A 24127-nucleotide genomic window follows, 5' to 3' on the forward strand; every position below is an offset into this window, starting at 1 on the left:
CAACGCGCGGCACGCGCAACGCGCGGCACGCGCAACGCGCGGCACGCGCAACGCGCGGCACGCGCAACGCGCGGCACGCGCAACGCGCGGCACGCGCAACGCGCGGCACGCGGCTTCGCCGCTCCCGCGCCCCGGTGTCCGCGGGCGGTGGGCCGCCCTCACTCCCCCGCGCGGCGCCGTACGTCGTCCGCCACCGCCTGGTCGAGTGCGGCGCGGACGAGGGCGGCGGCGAGGGCCGGGGTGTCCTCGGGGGCGACGAGCCGGGCGAGGGCGTCGGGCCGTCGGGGGAGGCCGAGCCGGTCGGCGCCCTGGAGGGCTTTGTCGTCGAGGTAAGGCAGGAGTTCCGGCCAGACGCCCTGGACCTCGCGGAGGAAGATGCTCGCACCGGCCGGGCCGAGGCCGGGGACCTCCTGGAGGATGTCCGGGAGGCGGCCGGGGTCGCCGTCGGCGGCGGCGCGCATCCGGCGGACGTCGCCGCCGTACCGGTCCAGCAGCAGCTCGGCGCCGTCGCCCAGTTGGGTCGCGGTGCGCTCGTCGTAGCGGCGGTAACCGCCCGCGCCGAGCGCGTCGACCCGCCGCTGCCACGTGGCCTCGGCCATGCGGCGCGGGTCCTTCAGGCCCGCCTCGGCGAGGCTGCGGGCGGTGGCCACGGCGACGGATGCCCGGATCCGGGCGCTGAGCAGGCAGGCCAGGACGAGGAGGCGGTACAGCGGCTGCGGGGTGTCCCGCAGCCGGATGCCCGCCTCCTCGGCGTAGGTGCGGCCGTGCGCGTCGAGCAGTGCCCGTACCGTGCGCCGGTCGCCGTCGGCGTTCACCGTGCGTTTCCCCGGGGTCAGTTGAGCAGGCCCGGGCGGCGCGGGAAGCGGTGCAGCGCGATCGCGGCGGCGAAGGCGTCGGCGACGTCCTCGACGGAGGCGGTGCCGTCGCCGGCGAACACGCCGTAGGAGGGCGCCGACTCGCCGAGGACGACGTCCTCGGGCAGCCGGGCCGCCGTCAGCAGGCGCGTACCGTCGCCGAAGACCGCGAGCGGCTTGCCGTGCCGGTACGCCTCCTCGACGAACCGTACGGCCGCGGGGTCGGCGGCCAGCACCGGCACCGCCTGGGCGCCGCCCGGCACGAGGACCGCGTCGTAGAGGACGGACGCCATGGTGGGCATCGCCCGGTCCACGTCGAGGACTTCGCCCCCGGCGCCCCGGACGGAGCCGTCGCGGGCGGCCAGCACCTCGACGATCGCGCCGTGCGCGGCGAGCCGGCCGCGGGCGGCGGCGACCTGCCCGGCGTCCGTCCCGTCCGCCACCAGCACGGCGATCTTGCGGGTGCGGATGCCCTCGCCCATCAGGTTCTCCTGGCTCAGGGCGGGGGACGCGGCGGCGGCCGTCTTCCCGGCACCGCCGGAGTCCGCGGCGGGCGCCGGCGCGGGCAGGCCCAGGCCCTCGGCCACCAGGGCGGCGAGCTCGCCGTCGACGTGGGCCAGGTTGCCCACCATGCGCTCGCGCACCTCGATGGACATGACCTTGCCCAGCTCGAAGCGGAACGCCTCGACGATGTGCCGCTTCTCCCAGTCCGCCATGCTGTGCCAGAACAGCGCCGCCTGGCTGTAGTGGTCCTGGAAGCTCTCGCTGCGCACCCGGATCTTCTCGCCGTCCACCCGTTCGGCGTAGTGCCGGAAGACGCCCGCGCCGCCGCCCGCGCCCGCGTGCGCCGGGCAGCCGCCGCCGAGGGAGTTGGGGAAGTAGTTGGTGCCGGGGTGGATGACCTGCTGGCCGAAGCCGTCGCGGTGGTTGTGGTGGACGTCCGCGATCGGCCGGTTGACCGGCAACTGGCTGAAGTTGGGGCCGCCGAGCCGGATGAGCTGGGTGTCCAGGTAGGAGAAGTTCCGGCCCTGGAGCAGCGGGTCGTTGGTGAAGTCGATGCCCGGGACGACGTTCGCCGTGTGGAAGGCGACCTGCTCGGTCTCGGCGAAGAAGTTCTGCGGGTTCCGGTTGAGGACCATGCGGCCGATCGGGCGGACCGGCACCTGCTCCTCGGGGATGATCTTCGTGGCGTCGAGGAGGTCGAAGTCGAAGTCGAACTCATACTCCTCGGGCACCAGTTGGACGCCGAGCTCCCACTCCGGGTACTCGCCGGCCTCGATGGACTCCCAGAGGTCCCGGCGGTTGAAGTCGGGGTCGCGGCCCGCGATGATCTGCGTCTCGTCCCACACCAGGGAGTGCACGCCCAGCTTGGGCTTCCAGTGGAACTTCACGAACGTGCCCCGTCCGTCCGCCGTGACGAAGCGGAAGGTGTGCACGCCGAAGCCCTGCATCATCCGGTAGCTGCGCGGGATGGCCCGGTCCGACATCAGCCACATCAGCATGTGGGTGGACTCGGGCTGGAGCGAGCAGAAGTCCCAGAACGTGTCGTGGGCCGACGCGCCGGTGGGGATCTCGTTGTGCGGCTCCATCTTCACCGCGTGCACGAAGTCCGGGAACTTGATGGCGTCCTGGATGAAGAAGACCGGCATGTTGTTGCCGACCAGGTCGTAGTTGCCCTCGCGGGTGTAGAACTTGGTGGCGAACCCGCGGACGTCGCGCACGGTGTCGGCGGAGCCACGCGGCCCCTGCACCGTCGAGAAGCGGACGAAGACGGGCGTCCGCCGGCCGGGCTCGGCGAGGAAGTCGGCGCAGGTGTACTCGCTCATCGACTGGTAGGGCTCGAAGTAGCCGTAGGCACCGGCACCCCGGGCGTGGACCACGCGTTCCGGGATCCGCTCATGGTCGAAATGGGTGAGCTTCTCCCGGTTGTGGAAGTCCTCCAGCAGCGTGGGGCCGCGGCGTCCGGCCCGCAGCGCGTTGTCGGTGTCGTCGACGCGCACGCCTTGGTCGGTGGTGAGCGCGTCATGCGCGGGAGCGGCGCGGAACCGTTCCAACTGCTGGTCCTTGGCGTCCTGCGCTGCCGGGTCGTTGGTCCGGCCTGACTCGGGTTGAGCGGGCACGCGCGTCCGTCCTTCCTGGTCGTTGCCTCGTCGCGGCGGCCGTCGGCCGTGGCGTCCCGCGTGCCGCGGTTCCCGCCGCCGACGCGACCGCCCGGAGGGCCGGCGTCCGTGCGGCGCCGATCACCTCCTCAGGCTCACCCGCCTGCCCCGGGCGGGCAAGCCGAAACGGGCGGGGCGGACTGGTGCCAACGGGTGCACACCCGCCCATGCCTGCCCCAAGTGGCCCAACCACCGGGGCTGTGCGACGCTTCTTGCCTGAACGCATTCGCTACGGCGGGTCACGACCGCGAGCCCCGGGTGAACCCCCGGGCCGGGTGACCGCCCCCGCGCCAGCCCTCCCGCGGCCGGTCGCAGAGCAGAAGCAGAACTCCATTCCGCGTCGTCCCCGGGCCCCGGTCACCGGACGGTCCGATGCCGCGGCAGCCCTCCGACGGGACGACGAGGACCGGTCCCGTACCGGTGGGCCGTACCGCACCGGGATCCGGTGCCCGTACGCGAAGGAGTGAGATCATGGACGAACGACGCTGGACCCGTGCGGTGATCACCGGAGGAGCGGGTTTCGTCGGATCCCACCTGTGCGAACGGCTGCTGGCCGAGGGCACCGAGGTGTGCTGCGTGGACAACCTCGCCACGGGATCGCGCGACAACATCGCTCATCTGGAAGGGGATCCACGGTTCTCCTTCGTCCGCGCCGACGTGTCGGACCCGGCCGCCCTGGCCGCCGTCCCCGGCCCGGTGGACCTGGTCCTGCACCTCGCGTGCCCGGCCTCGCCCGTCGACTACCTGCGGCTGCCGATCCAGACGATGGAGGTGGGCAGCAACGGCACCCGGGCGGCCCTGGAGCTGGCCCGCCGGAACGCCGCGCGTTTCCTGCTGACCTCCACCTCCGAGGTCTACGGCGATCCGCTCGAACACCCGCAGCGCGAGGACTACTGGGGCAACGTCAACCCGATCGGCCCGCGCAGCGTCTACGACGAGTCCAAGCGCTACGCCGAGGCCCTGGTCGCCGCCTACCGGCGCACCCACGGCACGGACACCGCCATCGTCCGCCTCTTCAACACCTACGGTCCCCGGATGCGGGCCGACGACGGGCGGGCGGTGCCCAACTTCATCCGGCAGGCGCTCGACGGCCAACCGCTGACGGTGGCCGGTGACGGCAGCCAGACGCGGTCCCTCACCTACATCGACGACACGGTGGACGGCATCCTGGCGCTCGCCGCCCGCGGCCACCCGGGCCCCGTCAACATCGGCGGGACGGACGAGACCACCGTCCTCGACCTGGCCCGGTTCATCGTGGACCTGACCGGCTCGGCCTCGGTGATCGAGTTCGTGGACCGGCCGGTCGACGACCCCGGCAAGCGCCGGCCCGACACCACGCTGGCCCGCCGCCTCCTCGGCTGGTCGCCCCGCGTGGACTGCGCGGAGGGGCTGAAGCGGACCGTCGAGTGGTTCGCGCGGACGGCCCCCTCCGCGTAACCCCCTCCCCCGGCCCCGCGAGTCCCGGCGTCCGACCCCCACCTGAGACGGAGCACGGCATGCGCATCCTCGGTATCAACGCCCTCTTCCACGACCCGGCCGCGGCGCTGGTCGCCGACGGGCGGATCGTCGCCGCCGCCGAGGAGGAGCGGTTCTCCCGGCGCAAGCACGGCAAGCGGCCGGTGCCGTTCGCGGCCTGGGAACTGCCGGCGCTCTCCGCCCGGTGGTGCCTGGAGCACGCCGGGCTCGACCCCGGCGACCTGGACGCCGTCGCCTACTCCTACGACCAGGCACTCGCCCTGCCCGCCGCCGAGATGGGGCTCGACGACCCGTGGGACCACCTGCGGCAGACCTACGCCCGCGAGGCGCCGGGCTTCCTCGCCGACGCCCTGCCGGGCCTGGACCCCGCGCGTGTCCGCTTCGTCCCCCACCACGTGGCGCACGCCGCGTCCGCGGGCCTCGCGGCCCCGCACGCCGACAGCGCGGTCCTCGTCCTGGACGGGCGCGGCGAGTGCGCCTCGCACCTGGCCGGCCGCTACACCGGCGGCGACCTGGAGGTGCTGGCCACCCAGCGGCTGCCGCAGTCCCTGGGCCTGGTCTACGAGGAGCTCACCGAGCATCTGGGCTTCCTGCGCAGCAGCGACGAGTACAAGGTGATGGCCCTCGCGGCGTACGGGAAGCCGCGCTTCCTGACCGAGGTGCGCAAGTATCTGCACGCCACGGAGGACGGCGGGTTCCGGGCGAGCGCGGTGCCGTGGGCGGCGCTCACCGAGCCGCGCGCCCCCGGCCAGGAGTGGACGCAGGACCACGCCGACCTCGCCGCCAGCACCCAGCAGTGCCTGGAGGAGCTGCTCCTGGACCTGGCCTGCTGGCTGCACGGCCGCACCGGCGCCGAGTCGCTGGCCATGGCCGGCGGGGTGGCCCTCAACTGCGTCGCCAACTCGCGTATCGCCGTGGAGGGTCCGTTCCGCCGGGTGTGGGTGCAGCCCGCCGCCGGTGACGCGGGCACGGCCCTGGGCGCCGCGCTCCAGCTCGCGGCGGACGGCGGGGCCCCCACCGCGCCGATGGACGGCGCCGACCTGGGCCGCGGCTGGTCCGACGAGGAGCTGCGCGGCTGGCTGGAACGGGCCCGGGTGCCGTACGAACGGCCGCCGGACATCGCGGCGGCCGTGGCCGAGACGCTGGCCGCGGACGGGATCGTCGCCTGGTTCCAGGGCCGGAGCGAGTACGGGCCCCGGGCGCTCGGCCACCGGTCGCTGATGGCCCATCCCGGGCGGGCGGAGAACCTGGAACGGCTCAACCACGTCAAGGGGCGCGAGGAGTTCCGGCCGGTCGCGCCGATGGTCCTCGCCGAGCGGGCGGCCGAGATCTTCGAAGGGCCGCTGCCCAGCCCGTACATGCTGTTCGTGCACGGTGTGGCCCGGCCGTGGCGGGACCGGATCCCGGCGGTCGTGCACGTGGACGGCACCGCCCGGATCCAGACCGTGGAGCCGCGGCGGGAGCCGCTGGTGGCCCGGATGCTCGCCGAGTTCGAACGACGTACCGGACTGCCCGTCGTCGTCAACACCAGCCTCAACACGGCCGGCCGGCCGATGGTCGACGACCCGCGCGACGCGCTGGAGTGCTTCGGCTCAGCGCCCGTGGACCTGCTGGCCATCGGGCCGTACGCGGTCCGGCGCGGCGGGGCGTACGCCGGAGGGAGGGCCTCGGCATGAACTCCTCGCCCGGCATGAACTCCGTTCCCGGAACAGCGGGTTCCTTCTCCTACGCGGTGGTGATCCCCACCGTGGGGCGGCCCTGCCTCGCCGACTGCCTCGACGCGCTGGCGTCATCGGCCGGCCCGGAACCCCGCGAGGTGGTCGTCGTCGACGACCGCCGGGGCCCCCGGCACGCCCGGCCACCCCTGCCCCTGGCGGCCCTGGGGACGCTGCGGCCCCGCGCGTCCGTGCTGAGCGCGGGCGGCCGGGGGCCGGCCGCGGCCCGCAACACCGGCTGGCGCGCGGTGGACAGCCCCTGGGTGGTCTTCCTCGACGACGACGTCCGGGTGGGGCCCGCCTGGCGCGACGACCTGGCGGGCGACCTGCTCCGGGCCGGCCCCGACGTGGCGGGCGTCCAGGGCGTCATCGAGGTGCCGCTGCCGTCCGGGCGGCGTCCCACCGACTGGGAGCGCAACACCGCCGGACTGGCGGACGCCCGGTGGGCCACGGCCGACATGGCGTACCGCACGGCCGTCCTGGAGGCGGTGGGCGGCTTCGACGAGCGCTTCCCACGCGCCTTCCGCGAGGACGCCGACCTGGCGCTGCGCGTCCTGGCGGCCGGCCGGCGGCTGGAGCGCGGCACCCGGACCACACGGCACCCCGTGCGGCCCGCGGGCCCGTGGGTGTCGGTGCGCACTCAGGCGGGCAACGCCGACGACGCGCTGATGCTGCGGCTGCACGGCTCCGACTGGTGGGAACGGGCGGGCGCGCCACGCGGGCGGCTGCGCGGCCACGCGGCGGTGACCGCGGCCGGGACGCTGGCGGTGGCCCTCGCGCTGTCCGGCCATCCAGGCGCGGGCGCGGCGGCGGCCGCCGGCTGGGCGCTGGGCACGGCCGAGTTCGCCTGGGCTCGGATCGCCCCGGGCCCGCGCACCGCGCCCGAGGTGGCGGCGATGCTCGCCACCAGCGCCGTCATCCCGCCGCTGGCCGTCTGCCACCGGCTCCACGGCACCTGGCGGCATCGCGGCGTCCGCCCGGTCCGGCCGGCGGCACGCGGCCCGCGCGTCGTCCCGGTGACCGTACGGACCGCCCCGCGCAAGGGAGTACGGCCGTGACGGCCCGCCGGCTCCCGGCCGCCGTGCTGTTCGACCGGGACGGCACGCTGGTCCGCGACGTGCCCTACAACGGCGACCCGGCCCGGGTCGTCCCGGCCCCCGGCGCCCGGCAGGCCGTGTCCCTGCTGCGGCGGCTGGGCGTGCCCCTCGGGGTGGTCAGCAACCAGTCGGGCGTGGCGCGCGGGCTGTTGACACCCGCCCAGGTGGAACGGGTGAACGCCCGGGTGGAGCGGCTGCTGGGCCGGTTCGACGTGTGGGCGGTGTGCCCGCACGGTCCGCACGACGGCTGCCCGTGCCGCAAGCCGGCCCCGGGCCTGATCCTGACGGCCGCCCGCACCCTGGGCGTCGACCCCGAGGACTGCCTGGTCATCGGCGACATCGGCAGCGACATGGAGGCCGCGGCGGCGGCCGGTGCCTCGGGCGTCCTCGTCCCGACCCGGGCGACGCGGTTGGAGGAGGTGGCACGGGCCGGGTGCTGGGCCCCGGACCTGCCGTCGGCGGTGCGGATCGCGCTCGCGCGCCGCGCGGGCGGGACGGACACCGCTGAGGGACCGGCGGGGGCTCCGGCCACCACCGGCGCGCCGGGCCCCGCCCGTACGGCGTCCGGCAGCGGCATCCCGCCCGGGGCGGGTGCCCGGGCCGCGGGCGGCGGTGCCGACGGCACGGGCGGGAGCGGGTCCGCCCGCGTCCGGGCCGTCCGCAAGGCGCTGCCGGCCACGGTGGGCCGTGAACGGCGCCGCGCCGCGAGCGTCCGTGAGCCGTCCGGAACCTCGCTCCGTCAAGACTTTTCCCCCGCCACGCCGGGCGCGGTCGGCGACGCTGACGCCGGAACGGCCGGCGCCGCGCTCCGCCACGGCGACGGGACCGGACCCGGGCGCGCGCCCGGCGAGGCCCCCGGCGCCTCGGGCCGGCCCGGACACCCGCACACCCGTCCGGCCACTCTCCGTCCGGAAGCGCCGACCGGCTCGCCCGCCGCCGCACCGACCGGCAAGAACGCCGGCGCCCCCGGCCCCCACGGACACCCGGCCGCCCACCCGGAGACCGGCCCCGCCACGCCCGCGCCGGGTGGCGGGCGGCCGGCCGGTGACGCGGCCGGCGCCGTCGCGCCCCGGCCGGCCGGCGGGTCGGCCGGGGCGGGCGGACCGGCCCAGGGCCCGTACGACGGCGGCCGTGCCGTCCGGCGGCCGGGAGCCGGGACCGGAGCGACGCCGCCGGTCCCGGAAGCGGGAAGGACCGCCGGTGCGGGTGCCCTCGCCCCGGATCCGGCGGAAGGGGGCCGGCCGTGAAAGCGCTCGTGGCCCGTCTCGACAGTTTCGGGGACGTCCTGCTCGCCGGTCCGGCGGTGCGGGCGGTCGCCGCGGGGGCCGGCCGGACGACGCTGCTGTGCGGGCCGCGCGGCGCGCCCGCCGCGCGGATGCTGCCCGGGGTGGACGAGGTGGTGGTGTGGGACGCGCCGTGGGCCGGTTTCGAGCCGCCCACGGTGGAGCGGGCGGACGTCGAGGCGTTCGTGGCGCGGATCGCCGCGGATCCGCCGGACGTGGGCCTGATCCTCACCTCGTTCCACCAGAGCCCGCTGCCCCTGGCGTTGCTGCTGCGCCTGGCCGGGGTGGAGCGCCTGGCGGCGGACTGCGTCGACTATCCGGGCGCCCTGCTGGACGTACGGCACCGCAGGGGCCCGCGCCGGCACGAGGTGGCCGCCGCGCTGGACCTCGCCGAGGCGGCCGGTTTCCCCCTGCCGGAGGGGGACGACGGGCGGCTCGCCGTCCGCGAACCGCCGGGCCCGCTGCCGGAGTTGCGTGACGCGTCCGGCTACATCGTCGTACATCCGGGCGCCGCCGTCCCCGCCCGCCGCTGGGGCGCCGACCGGTGCGCGGCGGCGGTCCGGGCGCTGGCCCGGGCCGGCTACCGGGTGGTGGTCACCGGCGGCGCCGGGGAGCGCGAGCTGACCTCGGCCGTCGCCGGCGGCTTCGCCCTCGATCTGGGCGGGCGTACGGGCCCGGCCGAGCTGGCCGGGGTGCTGGCGCGGGCCGCCGCCGTGGTCGTGGGCAATACCGGCCCGGCGCACCTGGCGGCGGCCGTGGGCACACCGGTGGTGTGCCTGTTCGCCCCCGTCGTGCCGGCCGAGCGCTGGGCGCCGTACGGGGTGCCGCACGTGCTGCTCGGGGACGAGCGGGCGCCCTGCGCGGGCAGCAGGGCCCGGGTCTGCCCGGTGCCCGGCCACCCGTGTCTGAACGGGGTGTCCCCCGAGGACGTGCTGGCCGCCGTGGAGAAGCTGACCGGGCGCACGCCCGGCCTGGAGCCCGGCCCCGCCATGACGGGCCGGCCGGAACGGACGGAGCGCACGCCATGAGGATCCTGCTGTGGCACGTGCACGGCTCGTGGACGACGGCGTTCGTCCAGGGCCCGCACACCTACCTGGTGCCGGTGACGCCGGACCGCGGCCCGGACGGGCTGGGCCGCGCGGCCACCTTCGACTGGCCGCGGTCGGTCGTCGAGGTCCCGCCGGAGGAGCTCCGGGACACCGACGTCGACCTGCTGGTCCTCCAGCGCCCGCACGAGATCGAGCTGGCCCGGGAGTGGCTGGGCCGCCGGCCGGGCATCGACGTCCCCACGGTCTATCTGGAGCACAACGCGCCGGGCGGACCCGTCCCGGACACCCGGCACCCGGCCGCGGACCGCCCGGAGCTGACGATCGTCCACGTCACGCATTTCAACCGGCTGATGTGGGACTGCGGGACGACGCCCACCGTCGTGATCGAACACGGCATCGTCGACCCCGGCCCGCTGTGGACGGGCCGGCTGGAGCGGGCCGCCGTGGTCGTCAACGAGCCGCTGCGGCGCGGCCGGACGACCGGCACGGACCTCCTCCCCTACTTCTCCGAGGCCGCGCCGCTGGACGTGTTCGGCATGGGCACGGAGGGGATCGCCGCCAGGCTGGGTGTCCCGGAGGACCGCTGCCGGGGCCGGGAGCTCGTCCAGAGCGCCCTGCACCACGCCCTGGCCGAGCGCCGGGTGTATCTGCACCCGGTGCGCTGGACCTCACTGGGCCTGTCGCTGCTGGAGGCGATGCACCTCGGCATGCCGGTGGTGGCGCTGGCCACCACGGAGGCGTGCGAGGCGGTACCGCCGGGCGCGGGGGTGCTGTCCAACCGGTTGGACGTGCTGCACGACGCCGTCCGCGGCTTCGTCGCCGAGCCGGAACTGGCCCGCGAGACGGGCCTGGCGGCCCGGAAGGCGGCCCTGGCCCGGTACGGGCTGCCCCGGTTCCTCGACGACTGGGACCGGTTGATCAAGGAGGTGACGCGATGAGGATCGCCATGGTGTCCGAGCACGCGAGCCCGCTCGCCGCGCTCGGCGGCCCCGACGCGGGAGGCCAGAACGTCTACGTGGCGCGGCTGGCGGACCTGCTGGCCGAACGCGGCCACGAGGTGACCGTCTACACGCGGCGGGACGACGCGGCGTCGCCGGACCGGGTGCCGCTGCCGTCCGGGGCGGTGGTGGAGCACGTCCGCGCCGGCCCCGACCGGTACGTGCCCAAGGACCGGCTGCTGGCCCACATGCCGCACTTCGGCGGGCACTTGGCCCGTGCGTGGCGGCACGACCGGCCGGACGTGGTGCACGCACACTTCTGGATGTCCGGCCTGGTGGCGCTGATGGGCACGCACGGGCTCGGGGTGCCGGTCGTCCAGACGTACCACGCGCTGGGCACGGTGAAGCGGCGGCACCAGGGCCAGGCGGACACCAGTCCGCCGGAGCGGCTCGAGGTGGAGCGGACCATCGGCGCGTCCTGCGCGCGGGTGCTGGCCACCTGCTCCGACGAGGTGGACGAGCTGGAGCTGATGGGCGTGGGCCGGGACCGCTGCTCGGTGGTGCCGTGCGGCGTGGACACCGAGCACTTCTCGGCGCGCGGCCGGATCTCCCTGACGCCGGCCCGCCGGGCCCGGCACCGGCTGCTGGTGGTCGGCCGGCTCGTTCCCCGCAAGGGCGTCGACCTGGCCCTGAAGGCACTCCAGCGCATCCCCGACGCCGAGTTGGTGGTGGCCGGCGGGCCGCCCGTCGACGGGCTGCTCAAGGACGCGGAGGCGGTCCGGCTGCTGGGTCTGGCCCGCCGGCTGCGGGTGGCCGACCGGTTCGTGCCGCTGGGCTGCGTACCGCACGAGGAGATGCCCGCGCTGATCCGCAGCGCCGACCTGGTGCTGTGCACGCCGGTGTACGAGCCGTTCGGCATCGTGCCGTTGGAGGCGATGGCCTGCGGCGTCCCGGTGGTGGCCACGGACGTCGGCGGCCACCGCGACACGGTGGCGCACGGCGAGACCGGGCTGCTGGTCCCGGCCGGGAACCATGTCGAACTGGCCGACGCCGTGAACGGGTTGCTCGCCTCCCCCGAGCGGCTGGCGGCGTTCGGCCGCGACGGGCGGGCGCGGGCGGTGGCCCGGTACGCCTGGGAGACGGTGGCCGAGGGCGTCGAGCAGGTCTACGAACAGGTCGTGGAACGGGTCGCGGAACCGGCCCCCGTCCCCTCGGGAGGTGTGCGATGACCGTCACCCGTACCGTACGGCCGCCGGACACCGCCGGCGGCGACCACTGCGGCCGGCTGCTGTCGGCCCTGGAGCTGTTCCGCGCGGAGCAGGCGGCCGTCGCCGAGCGCTGGGGCCGGCGGCTGGCCGGGGTGCTGTCCGCGGGCGGGCGGCTGCTGGCCGCCGGCAACGGCGGCAGCGCCGCCCAGGCACAGCACCTGACGGCCGAGCTGGTCGGCCGCTACCGCGACGACCGGCCGCCGTTCTCGGCCATCGCGCTGCACGCCGACACCTCCAGTTGCACGGCGATCGTCAACGACTACGGCCCGGACGAGCTGTTCGCCCGCCAGGTGCGGGCGCACGCGCGCCCCGGCGACGTGCTGATCCTGTTGTCGACGAGCGGGACCAGCCCCAACCTGCTGGCCGCCGCGGCGGCGGGCCGCGCCTCCGCGACGGAGGTGTGGTCACTGACCGGACCGGCACCCAACCCGCTGGCCGACGCCGGGCACGAGCGGCTGTGCGTGGCGGCGGGGACGACGGCGAACGTCCAGGAGCTGCACCTGGTCGCGGTGCACCTGCTGTGCGCCGCGTTCGACGCGGCGCTCGCGGCGGATCACCGGATCACCTGAGGAACGGCGACAGTAGGGAGCCCCCATGACGTCAAGGACCCCGACCCCCCTGCTGGTCGTCGGCGACGCGCTGCTCGACCGCGACCTGGCCGGCACCGCGGGCCGGCTCGCGCCGGACGCGCCCGTCCCGGTGCTCGACGACTGCGAGGAGCGGCTGCGGCCGGGCGGCGCCGCGCTGGCCGCCTACCTCGCGGCGCGGGCGGGCCGTCCCGTCACGCTGGTGACGCCCCTGGGCACCGACCCGGCCGCCCGTCAGGTGCGCGAACTCCTGGAACCCTGGCTCAGGTTGATACCACTGCCGGCCGACGGGCCGCTGCCGGAGAAGACCCGGGTGATGGCCGGCGGCCGGCCCGTGGTCCGGCTCGACCGGGGCGCCGGCCGGGCGGCCGGCACCACCGCGCGGGCGCTGGAGGCCGTCGCGGAGGCGCCCGCGATCCTCGTCGCCGACTACGCCCGGGGAACCGCCGACGTCCTGCGGGACGCCCTCGCCGCCCGGGCCCCGGCCACGGCCCTGGTCTGGGACCCGCACCCGCGTGGCCGGCCGCCGGTGCGCGGCGCGCGGCTGGTGACCCCGACCGGCGAGGAGGCGCGCCGGTTCGCGGCGGACGGCCCCCGCGGGGCGGACGCGGAGGACGACGCGCTGGGCGCGGTCGCCCGCACGGCGGCCGAACTGGTGCGCCGCTGGCACGCGGTGAGCGTCGCGATCACCCTCGGCGGGCGCGGCGCGCTGCTCTCGCAGGGCGACAGCCCGCTGCTCGTGCCGACCGCCGCCCGGCACAGCGGCGACGCGTGCGGCGCGGGCGACTGTTTCGCCGCCACGGCCGCCGGCCTGCTCGGCGACGGCGCCCTGCCCGCCGAGGCCGTCCAGGAGGCCGTCGCGGCGGCCACCCGGTACGTGGCGGAGGGCGGCCCCCGCGCGGTCTCGGGCGGCCCCAGCCCCGCCCCGCCCTTCACCGGCGGCACCGACACCGACGCCCTGCGCCTGGCCCGCCGGGTCCGCGCCGCGGGCGGCACGGTCGTGGCCGCCGGCGGCTGCTTCGACCTGCTGCACGCCGGCCACGTCAGCCTCCTGCAACAGGCCCGGGGCATCGGCGACTGCCTGATCGTCTGCCTCAACTCCGACGCCTCCGTCCGCCGCCGCAAGGGCGACGGCCGGCCGATCAACCCCCTCCACGACCGCGTCCGGGTGCTCCGCGCCCTCCAGTGCGTCGACGCGGTCGCGGTCTTCGACGAGGACACCCCGGAGGCCCTGCTCGCCGGACTCCGCCCGCACATCTGGGTCAAGGGCGGCGACTACGCCGTCGAACAGCTCCCGGAAGCCCCCCAACTTGCCTCCTGGGGAGGCCAGGCCGTCCTCCTCCCCTACCTCGACGGCCGCTCCAGCACCCTGCTGGCCACCCGGGCGGCCTCATGCGTGGAGCGCGCTGCCGACGGCGCCGAGGACGAACGGACGGCCGGCGCCGCCGGCACACCGGACCCGCCCCCGGCCGAAGACCCGAAGCCGGGCGTCCACCCCCCACCGGCCCGGACCACACCGGCCGCACCGGGTGCGGAACCGGCCACGAAGGCGAGCGGGGCGACCGTACGGGACACGGGCACCGCGACCGCCCCGGCCCGCGGCGCGCGGGCCGGCCGCATGGCCGGACGCGCGGGAACCGGCCCGGGCGTGGACCCGGCCGGCGCCGCCGACGGCGCGACGAGCGGCGCCACAGCCGCGAACCCGCCGCCCGACACCGGCCCCCCACCGGTCCGCGGCACACCGGTCGAACGTCCGGCCGCGAACGCGGAACCAGCCACCAAGGCGGCCGACGCGGCCACGGCGACCGCGCCGGGCAGGAGCCCCGGGCGGCGGGCACCGCGCTCCGCCCGTGCCTCGCGGGACGGGCAACGGTGAGCGACATGCCGGCCGAGGGCTCCCGGGGCGCGCCGCCGGGCCGCCCCCGGGTGCTGGTGCTCCGGGCCCTGGGGCTCGGGGATCTGCTGGCCGGGGTGCCCGCGCTGCGGGCGCTGCGCGGGGCCTGCCCGGAGCACGAGATCGTGCTCGCGGCGCCCCCGGACCTCGCGCCGGCCGCCGCCGCCACGGGCGCCGTCGACCGGCTGCTCCCGGCGTCCGCGCCCGGGCGGGCCGTCCCGCGCGCGCTGCCCTGGACCGGCCGCCCGCCGGAGGTGGCCGTGGACCTGCACGGCAACGGGCCGCCGAGCCACCGGCTGCTCTCCGCCCTGCGCCCCGGGCGGCTGCTCGCGTTCGCGCACCCCGACACTCCCGACATCGACGGGCCGCCCTGGCGCCCCGACGAACACGAGCGCGACCGCTGGTGCCGCCTGCTGCGCGCCTACGGCATCCCGGCGGACCCGGGTGACCTGGCGCTCCCCCGCCCCGACAGCCGGTCCCCCGCCCCCGGCGCGGTGCTCGTCCACCCTGGTGCCGCGTCGCCCTCCCGCCGCTGGCCGGCCGGCCGGTACGCGGCGGTGGTGCGTGCCCTCGTCGCGGCGGGCCGTCGGGTGGTGGTCACCGGGGGCCCGGGCGAGGACGGACTGGTGCGGGAGGTCGCGGTGGCCGGGGCACGCCCGCTGGCCGGCGGCCTGCCGTTCGCCGCCCTGTCGGCGCTCGTCGCCGAGGCGGGCGCGGTCGTCAGCGGCGACACGGGCATCGCCCACCTGGCCGTGGCGCACACCACCCCCAGCGTGACCCTCTTCGGCCCGGTGTCACCCGCCCTCTGGGGCCCCCCGCCCTCACCGCGCCACGCCGCCCTCTGGCATCCGGGCCCCCCGGGCGACCCCCACGGCCGCAGTCCGGATCCGCAACTGCTGCGGATCACGGTGGAGGAGGTCGTGGAGGCGGTTTCGGCTGTCGCGGACCGGCCCACGCTCCCGGGGAGCCCGAGAGCCGCCACGGCCTGACCGGGCCCGCTCGGATGCGATCAGGGAAGCGGCGCCTCGTTCCCGGTCGGTCTGCCGGGACCGTCGGGCCGCCGGGAGCCAGGGCCGGCGGCGAGACGGGCCCGGCGGAACCGGTGAGAAGGGAGGGGGACCCTGGCGCACGCCACCGGCCCGCGTGGCCCGCGTCGCCACCACGCGGCACCCTGGAAGGCGGGGCTCCTGCCCCACACCACCGACCACCGGGGGACGCGTCCAGCAGGAAGGCGAACCGCGATGACCGCCAGCAACCCCGATCCCGACCCGGCCCGCACACCCGGTCTTGAGCCCGGTGGCGGCGTACCGCCGGGCGAGACGCCGCCCGGCGAGGACAGCACGAGCGGCGCGGGCCCACGCGAGACCCACAATCCGACGCGCGGCTGGGCGAAGGGGCCCCTCATCGCGATCGGTGCCCTCGTTCTGGTCTTCGTCGTGACGATGATCGTCTGGGCGGCGCTGGTGTGAGCCGCCCTCGGGGAGGGGGGGGAATCCGCGTTCGGGTGGACCGGTCGGTCCGTCCTCATCGGCGAGCGACGGGACACGAGCCCGCCGGCCGCCGCCTCGTTCCCCCGTCCCGCCGTGCGGAGGCGCGCGGGCCCGCCGGAATCACGGCGGCCCGGCGGCGTCGTCCCGGGCCGGATCCGGGCGCGTACCGGAGCGGGCCGGCCCGGCAGGCCCAGTGGGCGGGGCGGCCCGGTCCCGGCCGCGCGGCGCCCGGGGGCGCGTTTCGGCCGCCCCCTGACCGTTCTCGGGTGACCGTCCTCAGGCGGCCGTCAGACCGCCCTCAGGCCGCCGCCAGACCGCCGTCGGACCGCCCTCAGGCCGCCGTCTGGAAGGCCGGTCCGGCCACCGGCGGCACCGGCGCCACCGCCGGACGGACGACCGGCGCGCCCCGCCGGCGGCGGAACAGCATGCCCGCGCCGATGACGGCCGTGATGACCACACCGCCGACGACGAGCGCGCCGCGCTCGCCCGCGCCCTGGACGAGGAGGCCCAGCAGCGGCGGCCCGGCGAGACCCCAGGCGGTGCTGACGCTGCGCCAGACGCCGAGGACGCGCCCGCGCATGTGCGGCGGCGGGTCGGTCTGCAGGACGGTCGTGGTGGCCGTGTCGGAGACGGACTCGACGATGGCCATCGGCACGACCATCACCAGCAGCATCATCAGCATGGGGCTGACGCCGGCCGCGATCTGGAGGACCGCGCCGGCCGCCGCCAGCAGCGCGACGAGCCGTACGGTCGGCTTCCGCAGCCGGCCGGCCACCACGGCGCCGACGATGCCGCCGACGGCGAGCAGCGCGGAGACCAGTCCGTAGGCGCCGGCGCCGCCGTGCAGCGGCCCGGTGACGAGGGTGGCGAGGGTGAGCTGGTAGTTGCGGCCGAGGACGGCGCTGACGGCCGCGATCACGGCGAGGGCGACCAGGGTGCGGCGGCTGAGGAAGAAGGCCAGGCCACCGCGGCCCTCCGAGGCCGCCTCGGCGGGTGCCGCCTCGGCCGCCGCCCGGGCGTCCGGGTGCAGTCGGAGGAAGGGGATGACCGCGGTCACGAACAGGAACGACACACCGTTCACGGCGTAGGCGCCCGCGGTGCCGATCGTCGCGATGCCGACGGCCGCGAGGGCGGTGCCGGCCAGCCGGCCGACGCTGTGCACGACCGAACCCAGGGCGATGGCCGAGGGCACGTCCTTCTCCGGGACGAGGTCGTTGCCGAGCAGCGAGGTCGCCGGTCCGTCGACGGTGGCGATCAGGCCGGTGACGGCGGCGAGGATCATCAGCACGGGCAGGGTGAGCATGCCGCAGCCCACCAGCACGGCGGTCGTGAAGGCCACGGCGGCCAGCAGCGCCTGGCTGACGGCGGCGGTGACCTTGCGCGGCAGGCGGTCCACGACGGCGCCGCCGAGCAGGCCGAAGAGCAGGCCGGGCGCGGCCTGGACGGACAGCGAGAGGCCGGTCGCGGCGGCGGAGCCGGTCAACTGGAGGACCAGCAGGTTCTGCACGGTGAGCTGCATCCAGGTGCCGAGGTTCGACACCAGGTTGGCCGCCGACCACCAGCGCATGCTGCCGCTGCGCAGGCAGCGCCAGGGCGACCGGTCGCCCTTGGCACCGGCCGGACGGCGGGTGAGCAGGGCGCGGACCGGGCGCACGCGGGCGGCGGGGTCGGTCGTGAGGGCGGCGGGCTGGGCGGGCGTGGGGCGCAAGGGTCCGTCCGTGGGTGGGTAGGGGCGGGCGGGCCGGCACGTTCGGGCCCCACGCGTCCGCGCGCCGCGATGGTCGCGTGCGGATCGGTCGTCCGGGCGTCGAAGACCCCGCCGCGATGCGCGACGGGGGCCGGGGACGCCGTGGACGGGCTCGCGCGGTGGGCGGCGCTCCTGGCGTCCCGGATATCGTCACAAGCGGTTCCCCGCCGGGAGAAGCGCAGGGGGTGTGCGGTGGGTCACCATGGGCGAATTCGCAGGTGGGGGGCTTGATCGCGGGTCAGTAGGCCCGGTCACAGGGTGAGGGTGCCCCGGTCCGCCCGTCCTTTCCCCGTTCCTGCCGCGGCAAGCCCCCTCGCCCTCACGCCGGCGTCGCGGCTCCGCACGCGCGCCCGAGCCGCCCGGGGGCCCGCGCCCGCCGCGCCACGCGGGCAGCCGCCGAGACGTGAAGCCGCGGCGCGCGGTCGCGGAGGGGCCCCCGATGCTGTGCTCTGCCCTACCGGGCCCCGCGGTCGGGGGGCGGGGTACGCGGTCGCAGGCGTTCTCCCTGGGGCCCGAACATGATCAGGTATTCGACCGGTCCGCCGGGTCCGGCGTTCGCGACCCCATGGGCGGTGCGGGTGTCGAACTCGGCCACCTCCCCGGCGCTCAGGACGAGATCCCGCTCGCCGAGCGCCAGCCACAGCCGCCCGTACAGGACGCAGAGCCATTCGTACCCGTCGTGGGCCACCTGCCGCGGCCGCGCCGGCGGCGCGTCGACGGCGGGCAGGACGTGCTTGTGGGCGTGCAGGCCCCCCACGTACCGGGTCAACGGCAGCACCCGCTTGTCGTCACCGGGACGCGGCGGCATCGGGAGGCGCGGTCCGGCCGCGGCGACGGGTACGGTGCCGGCCAGCTCGTCGAGGGAGATGCCGTACGCCTTCGCGAGGCGCAGCAGCGCCTCCAGGGTCGGCTTGCGCCGACCGGTCTCGATCCGCGACAGCGTGCTCGGCGAGATGCCGGTCGCGCGGCTGACGTCGGTGAGCGTGGCGCCGCGCTGTTCGCGCGCGGTACGCAGCCGAGGTCCCATGCCCGCCGGCGTGCCGGCTGTGCCGTCGTCCGTCACCATCGCCCCGCTCCCCCCGGCCGCGCACCGCCGCGCCGCGCCCTGCCAGTTTGCCAGGATGGCAAGGGTCCTCGCGTCGGGCGCCTGCCGCGCCGCAAGATCGGTGGGCAACCGCGGCCGCCCGTGAACACGAGGAGAAACCATGCACCAGTCCGCGCCGTCCGCCGACCCGCGCCACCGCGTCATCGAGGCACCCGCCGGGCGCCTGCATCTGGTCGAGCAGGGCACCGGCCCCCTGGTCCTGCTCGTCCACGGCTTCCCCGAGTCCTGGTACTCCTGGCGCCACCAGCTCCCGGCCCTCGCGGCGGCGGGGTACCGGGCCGTGGCGCTCGACGTGCGCGGCTACGGGCGCTCCTCCAAGCCGGCCGCGACCGATGCCTACCGGATGCTCGACCTGGTGGAGGACAACGTCGCCCTGGTGCGCGCCCTGGGCGAGGAGAAGGCGGTGATCGTCGGGCACGACTGGGGCTCCGTCATCGCGGCGACCTCCGCCCTGCTCCACCCCGGGATCTTCCGCGCCGTCGGCCTGCTGAGCGTCCCCTACGCGCCGCCCGGTGGCCCCCGCCCCAGTGACGTCTTCACACGGATGGGTGGCGAACAGGAGTTCTACGTCTCGTACTTCCAGGAGCCCGGCCGGGCCGAAGCGGAGATGGAGCCCGACCTCCGGGGCTGGCTCGCCGGCTTCTACGCGGCCATGTCCGCCGACACCATGCCCGCCCCGGGCGAGCCCGACCCCCACTTCGTGGCCCGTGACGGCGGCAGGCTGCGCGACCGCTTCCCCGCCGGCAAGCTGCCCGCCTGGCTGACCGAGGACGTCCTCGACGTGTACGCCGGGGAGTTCGAACGCACCGGCATGACCGGAGCCCTCAACCGCTACCGCAACATGGACCGCGACTGGGAGGACCTCGCCCCGTACGACGGCGCCCCGATCAAGCAGCCGTCCCTGTTCATCGGCGGCGCCCTGGACGCCTCCACGACGTGGATGTCCGACGCGATCGCCGCCTACCCGGCCACCCTCCCCGGCCTGGCCTCCGTCCACATCCTGGACGGCTGCGGACACTGGATCCAGCAAGAGCGCCCCGAGGAGGTCAACCGCCTGCTGACCTCCTGGCTCGCCTCCCTCCACGACTGAACGTCGGGCATGCCTCCGGCCGGACCCGGCCGGAGAAGACCCCCGGCCGGCACACCCCAGGGCAGCGCCCGAACCTCACACCCGCCCAGCGCCACGCGTCCCCGGTGCGAGCGGTTCCGATCCCCTCGGCGACGGCCACCGCCGACGGCGTGAAGTACCAGGCAGCGACGGACGTTTACCACCTCCTCGTGCCTGGACCCGGCCGGCAGCACCGGCAGGGACGCGTTCTCCTCCCCGAGGCGGGTCGGTGCGAAGAGCGCCGGCACTCGGGCAGCTCCCGGAACGCGCCGGAGACCTGCCTTCCGCCGGCGGCGGGAACACCGGCCCGACCGGGCTCGACGATCACTACAGTCCAGGCTCATGACGACCGTTACCACGCGCACGATCGCCTACACGGCCGACGGCCTGACGATGTTCGGGCACCTGGCGCTCCCGGCCGGTACCGGCCGCCGGCCCGCAGTCCTGGTCGGACCCGAAGGGGTGGGGCTCAGCGACGTCGAGCGCCGCCGGGCCGACGCGCTCGCCGAGCTGGGATACGTGGCCCTGGCCTTCGACCTCCACGGCGGGCGCTATCTGGGCGACCCCGACGAGATGCTGGCCCGTTGCATGCCGCTGCTCGCCGACCCCCACCGGATGCGAGACATCGGCCACGCGGCACTCGACGTGCTCCGCGCCGAGCCGCGGACCGACCCGGACCGTATCGCCGCCGTCGGCTACGGCACCGGGGGCGCGATCGCGCTGGAACTCGGGCGCGACGGCGTCGGCCTGCGCGCGATCGCGACAGTCAACGGACTGACCACGGGCCGACCCGGCGAGACGGCGCGCATTCAGTGCCCGGTGTGGGCCGGGGTCGGGTCGGAAGATCCGATCATGCCGCCCGCGCAACGGGACGCGTTCACTGCCGAGATGCAGGCTGCGGGCGTCGACTGGCGCCTCGTGGTCTACGGCGGCGCCTTGCATGCCTTCCATCACCCACCGGTCGACCACATCGTGCGTCCTGGGGTCGGTTTTCACGCTCAGCACGCGCAGCGAGCTTGGCGGGACGTCGTCGACCTGCTCGCCGAGTGCCTGCCCATACCGGAGTGATCCGGTCGGCAACCACGATCCCGGACCGCGAACCAAGCCGGGCGACCGGCGGTTTCGGCAAGCCGCGAGCGTGCGTACCGGACGCCGCTGCGCAGATGGAGGTTTGTTCAGCGGCCCTTAGGTGGTCACACCAGTTAACTAGGCTAGGGTGCACGGGATTTACAACAAGCGCCACAACGTCACTGGGCGTCAAGGTCCCCGGGGCGAGAGAGGGCAAGCGTGAACGAGCACGGCGGCGCGGAAGCCGATCGCATCGGGCAGTTGCCTCACCGGTGGACGACCCAGCGGCCTGGAACTCCGGCGCGGAGTCATCCTTGGGCGGTCCGACTGCAGGGTGTGAGCAAGACCCATGGGAAGGGGCGGAACGCGGTGTCCGCCCTCGACGACGTCTCCGCCGAGCTGCCCTACGGCACCTTCACCGCTGTTATGGGACCGTCCGGTTCCGGCAAGAGCACGCTCCTGCACTGCGCTTCGGGGCTGGAGAAACCCGACAAGGGAACCGTCGAGATCGGCGGCCGGCCCCTGGGCGGCCTGAACGAGAAACAGCTCACGCTCCTGCGGCGCGAACGCATCGGCTTTGTCTTCCAGGGCTTCAACCTCCTCCCCGCGCTGACCGCCGAACAGAACATCACGCTCCCTGTCCGACTGGCGGGAAGCCGACTGCGACTGGACCGCGACTGGCTCGATCGTCTGATCGAGTACACGGGACTCGCGGAGCGCCGCCGACACCGGCCCAGCGAGCTGTCGGGCGGGCAACAGCAGCGAGTGGCCATCGCCCGAGCTCTGATCAGCCGACCCGAAGTGGTCTTCGCCGACGAGCCCACCGGTGCGCTGGACACCACCACCGGACGTCTGGTGCTGCGGCTCCTGCGCGCTCTGGTGGACGAGGTCGGCCAGACCGTACTCATGGTCACCCACGACCCTGTCGCCGCCTCCTACGCGGACGCGGTCCTGCTGCTACAGGACGGGCGCGTCTTGGAGGTGCTCCGGTCCCCCACCGCCGAGGCGATCGCCGAGCGCATAGCCCGGCTGGGGGCATGACGATGGCGCTCCTTCACCTGGCCTGGCAGACCGTACGGGCCCGGAAGGTCTCGTTCGCCGGTTCCTTCACCGCCATGGTCTGTGCCCAGGCACTGATCACGGCGTGTGCGGTGCTGCTGCGGTCCGGACACCGCGCACCGGCCGGGCAGGGTGGTACGGACATGGTGTCCTTCGCCGTGCCGTTCGGTTTCATCTGCCTTTTCGTCGCCGCGTTCGCGGTGTCCGGGACCTTCTCCCTCTCTGTCCGGCAGCGCACCCGCGAGATCGCCCTCCTCCGCGCGGTCGCCGCGACCCCGGGGCAAGTACGCCGTCTGATCGCGCTGGAAGCCCTGGTGGTAACTGGGATTTCCGCCGTACCGGGCTGCGGCCTGGGAGTGTTGCTCGCCACCGGGATCCGGGCCGTGCTCGTCGAACAGTCGATGGTTCCGGACACCGTCCGACTATCGGTCGACCCACTGGGCCTGCTGGCCGCTGTCGCCCTCTGCTGGGTGAACGCCGAGATCGCTGTATGGGGCAGTGGGCGGCGGGCCGCGCGGGTACGGGCCGTCCAAGCGCTCGGCGAAGCGGCCGTCCCCCATCGCCGGGCCGGACCGGTGCGTACAACCGTCGGTCTCGTGGCGCTGGCCGGCGGCGTGTGGGGACTCGCGGCGATCGCGGACTCCGGGCAGTCCGACGCCGCCAACACAGCCGTGGCCATGGTCATGGTCCTGATGGTCGCCGTGGCCCTGCTTGCGCCGTGGATCGGCCGGCTGGCCAGTGTCGTCTTCGGGGCCTTGTGCCAGGTCATGTTCCCCGGGGTCGGATTCCTCGTCAGGGCCAATCTGAACCTGGGCCATCGGCGTCTGGCCGCCTCCGTGGTGCCGCTCGCCCTCACCGTCGCCTTCGCGGGTGTCGCCCTGCTCGTACCGCAGATGAAATGGCGGGAATTCCAGCGCCAGGACACCGGGCGCATGGTGGCCGATCACGTGGTGCAGGCATCGGGTGACCGGCTCCCCGTCACCACGGCGGAAACGGTGGCCCGTCTCCCCGGAGCCGTCTCCGCTGTCGGCACCACCACCACGTACATCGAGATTCTCACAGGTGGCGGTTCTGAAGCGACGGGCGGCGACGCCACCGCCCAAGCCGTCACGGAAGGCCGTCTCGGTCAGGTCCTCAACCTCGGCGCGGCCGAAGGTTCACTCGACAGACTCGGCATTCACGACATCGCATTGAGCACAAGGACGGCTCGCAGCGCCCACGCGCGAATCGGTGATGAACTGCGTGTGCGCATGCCGGATCACAAGACGGAGCGCGTCCGGGTCACGGCGGTCTACACCCGCGATCGCGGCTTCGGAGATGTCGTCCTCAGTCAAAGGCTGTCGACCGCGCACTTGGCAGTCACCCGGAAGGGGCTGGACGCGGTATACCTCCGCACGAACACCGACAGCGGAAAGACGGTCACCGACGGGCTGGCCGCACTCCACCGTGATCATCCGGAGTGGCGGGTTCTCGACCGCGAGGCGTACAGGGCCGAGGCGAAACGCCGGCAGGACGCCTCGATGACCGCGACGTATGTGCTCCTGGCCGTGATCACCCTCTTCACATCGATATCAGTGGTCAACACCTCGGTCATGACCACGATGGAGCGGTCCGGGGAATTCGCCCTCCTCCGCCTCGTAGGAGCGACGCGCCGGCAGGTCGTCCGCATGATGCGCCTGGAGAGCGCGGTCACCGTCCTGGCCGCACTACTGGTGGGCACGACAGTCGCCTGGGCACTCCTGGCCACCGTCAGCCGCGCGCTCACGGGCTCCACGGACCCGTATGTACCGGCGACAACAGCGGCACTCATCTTGGCCGGAGCGGGCGCGCTCTCCCTGACAACAGGGGTCCTGACCACACGCATCGCTCTGCGCCAAGGCCCTTCGACGGCGTTGCGCGGAACGGAATAGCCGTATCCGAACGGCGGCGGCCTCAACAGGCATTGCGTTCGAGTCGCCGCGCCGCCCGCTGTTCACATGCCGGCGCGTCATCGGGCCCGCGCAGACAAGGCGAAACGGCCGCCTTCGTCACCGGTGACGGCCGTTTCGTCGGTCCTCCGCGGCTTCTGGGGCTCAGGCCGCTTCTTCTGAGGCTCAGGCCGCGCCAAGTCCCCTCGCACGGTGAGTCGGTCGGAGGCGGCGGCGTATACGACGGGCGCGCGGCGTGGCCGGCCGGTCCGGGGTGGTCGCTGCCCGGCGCCTGGTGCCGGGGCCGGTGTTGCTGCCGGGCC

At 75.5% G+C, this 24127-nt stretch carries 18 protein-coding genes and 1 pseudogene; 15 read left to right on the forward strand and 4 right to left on the reverse strand.

Going from position 1 to position 24127, the window contains the following annotated elements:
* Positions 1-158: 158 nt before the first annotated feature.
* Both ACZ6X9_RS21870 and ACZ6X9_RS21875 read right to left on the reverse strand, forming a co-directional pair.
* Complete coding sequence (locus tag ACZ6X9_RS21870) at positions 159-815, reverse strand: HhH-GDP family DNA glycosylase (protein ID WP_469779659.1); 657 nt, start codon at positions 813-815, stop codon at positions 159-161.
* 17 nt (positions 816-832) lie between these two features.
* The gene (locus tag ACZ6X9_RS21875) at positions 833-2974 is read right to left on the reverse strand and encodes a catalase (protein ID WP_469779660.1); all 2142 of its coding nucleotides are present in this window, start codon (positions 2972-2974) and stop codon (positions 833-835) included.
* A gap of 510 nt (positions 2975-3484) precedes the next feature.
* Here ACZ6X9_RS21875 and ACZ6X9_RS21880 point away from each other — a divergent pair.
* From ACZ6X9_RS21880 to ACZ6X9_RS21930, 11 genes and pseudogenes are all read left to right on the forward strand, one after another.
* Complete coding sequence (locus tag ACZ6X9_RS21880) at positions 3485-4450, forward strand: UDP-glucuronic acid decarboxylase family protein (RefSeq protein ID WP_469779661.1); 966 nt, start codon at positions 3485-3487, stop codon at positions 4448-4450.
* A gap of 59 nt (positions 4451-4509) precedes the next feature.
* Complete coding sequence (locus tag ACZ6X9_RS21885; RefSeq protein ID WP_469779662.1) at positions 4510-6165, forward strand: carbamoyltransferase family protein; 1656 nt, start codon at positions 4510-4512, stop codon at positions 6163-6165.
* The gene (locus ACZ6X9_RS21890) at positions 6162-7262 is read left to right on the forward strand and encodes a glycosyltransferase family 2 protein (protein WP_469779663.1); all 1101 of its coding nucleotides are present in this window, start codon (positions 6162-6164) and stop codon (positions 7260-7262) included. Before ACZ6X9_RS21885 ends, ACZ6X9_RS21890 begins: the two co-directional genes overlap by 4 nt.
* Positions 7259-8548 (forward strand): D-glycero-alpha-D-manno-heptose-1,7-bisphosphate 7-phosphatase, encoded by a 1290-nt coding sequence (locus tag ACZ6X9_RS21895; RefSeq protein ID WP_469779664.1) that lies wholly within the window; start codon positions 7259-7261, stop codon positions 8546-8548. Before ACZ6X9_RS21890 ends, ACZ6X9_RS21895 begins: the two co-directional genes overlap by 4 nt.
* Positions 8545-9612, forward strand: coding sequence for a glycosyltransferase family 9 protein (locus ACZ6X9_RS21900; RefSeq protein ID WP_469779665.1), 1068 nt, complete (start codon positions 8545-8547; stop codon positions 9610-9612). Before ACZ6X9_RS21895 ends, ACZ6X9_RS21900 begins: the two co-directional genes overlap by 4 nt.
* A complete protein-coding gene (locus ACZ6X9_RS21905) occupies positions 9609-10571 on the forward strand; it encodes a glycosyltransferase (protein WP_469779666.1) in 963 nt (320 codons plus the stop codon). The genes ACZ6X9_RS21900 and ACZ6X9_RS21905 overlap by 4 nt, the downstream gene beginning before the upstream one ends.
* Positions 10568-11800 (forward strand): glycosyltransferase, encoded by a 1233-nt coding sequence (locus tag ACZ6X9_RS21910; RefSeq protein WP_469779667.1) that lies wholly within the window; start codon positions 10568-10570, stop codon positions 11798-11800. Before ACZ6X9_RS21905 ends, ACZ6X9_RS21910 begins: the two co-directional genes overlap by 4 nt.
* Positions 11797-12408 (forward strand): D-sedoheptulose-7-phosphate isomerase, encoded by a 612-nt coding sequence (locus tag ACZ6X9_RS21915; RefSeq protein WP_469779668.1) that lies wholly within the window; start codon positions 11797-11799, stop codon positions 12406-12408. The genes ACZ6X9_RS21910 and ACZ6X9_RS21915 overlap by 4 nt, the downstream gene beginning before the upstream one ends.
* Before the next feature lie 25 nt (positions 12409-12433).
* Positions 12434-13816: pseudogene (gene rfaE2 / locus ACZ6X9_RS21920) on the forward strand (D-glycero-beta-D-manno-heptose 1-phosphate adenylyltransferase); the annotation flags it as partial.
* 491 nt (positions 13817-14307) lie between these two features.
* Positions 14308-15309, forward strand: coding sequence for a glycosyltransferase family 9 protein (locus tag ACZ6X9_RS21925; RefSeq protein ID WP_469780056.1), 1002 nt, complete (start codon positions 14308-14310; stop codon positions 15307-15309).
* A 252-nt stretch (positions 15310-15561) separates the two neighbouring features.
* A complete protein-coding gene (locus ACZ6X9_RS21930) occupies positions 15562-15789 on the forward strand; it encodes a DUF6480 family protein (RefSeq protein ID WP_469779669.1) in 228 nt (75 codons plus the stop codon).
* Between the two features lie 352 nt (positions 15790-16141).
* Here the strand turns inward: ACZ6X9_RS21930 and ACZ6X9_RS21935 are convergent, their stop codons facing one another.
* Positions 16142-17518 (reverse strand): MFS transporter, encoded by a 1377-nt coding sequence (locus ACZ6X9_RS21935; RefSeq protein WP_469779670.1) that lies wholly within the window; start codon positions 17516-17518, stop codon positions 16142-16144.
* A 493-nt stretch (positions 17519-18011) separates the two neighbouring features.
* Positions 18012-18623, reverse strand: a complete 612-nt coding sequence (locus ACZ6X9_RS21940; RefSeq protein WP_469779671.1) for a helix-turn-helix domain-containing protein — start codon at positions 18621-18623, stop codon at positions 18012-18014.
* Between the two features lie 139 nt (positions 18624-18762).
* Here ACZ6X9_RS21940 and ACZ6X9_RS21945 point away from each other — a divergent pair, with 139 nt between their 5' ends.
* The 4 genes from ACZ6X9_RS21945 to ACZ6X9_RS21960 all read left to right on the forward strand — a co-directional run bounded on the left by ACZ6X9_RS21945 (position 18763) and on the right by ACZ6X9_RS21960 (position 23807).
* On the forward strand, positions 18763-19752 hold the full coding sequence (locus tag ACZ6X9_RS21945) for an alpha/beta fold hydrolase (protein ID WP_469779672.1): 990 nt from the start codon (positions 18763-18765) through the stop codon (positions 19750-19752).
* Between the two features lie 360 nt (positions 19753-20112).
* Entirely contained in the window at positions 20113-20838 is a 726-nt protein-coding gene (locus tag ACZ6X9_RS21950) for a dienelactone hydrolase family protein (RefSeq protein WP_469779673.1), read from the forward strand.
* 261 nt (positions 20839-21099) lie between these two features.
* A complete protein-coding gene (locus tag ACZ6X9_RS21955; protein WP_469780057.1) occupies positions 21100-21879 on the forward strand; it encodes an ABC transporter ATP-binding protein in 780 nt (259 codons plus the stop codon).
* Positions 21876-23807, forward strand: coding sequence for an FtsX-like permease family protein (locus ACZ6X9_RS21960; protein ID WP_469779674.1), 1932 nt, complete (start codon positions 21876-21878; stop codon positions 23805-23807). The genes ACZ6X9_RS21955 and ACZ6X9_RS21960 overlap by 4 nt, the downstream gene beginning before the upstream one ends.
* Positions 23808-24127: the final 320 nt, after the last annotated feature.

This window comes from Streptomyces sp. NPDC052910 (genome assembly GCF_055585605.1).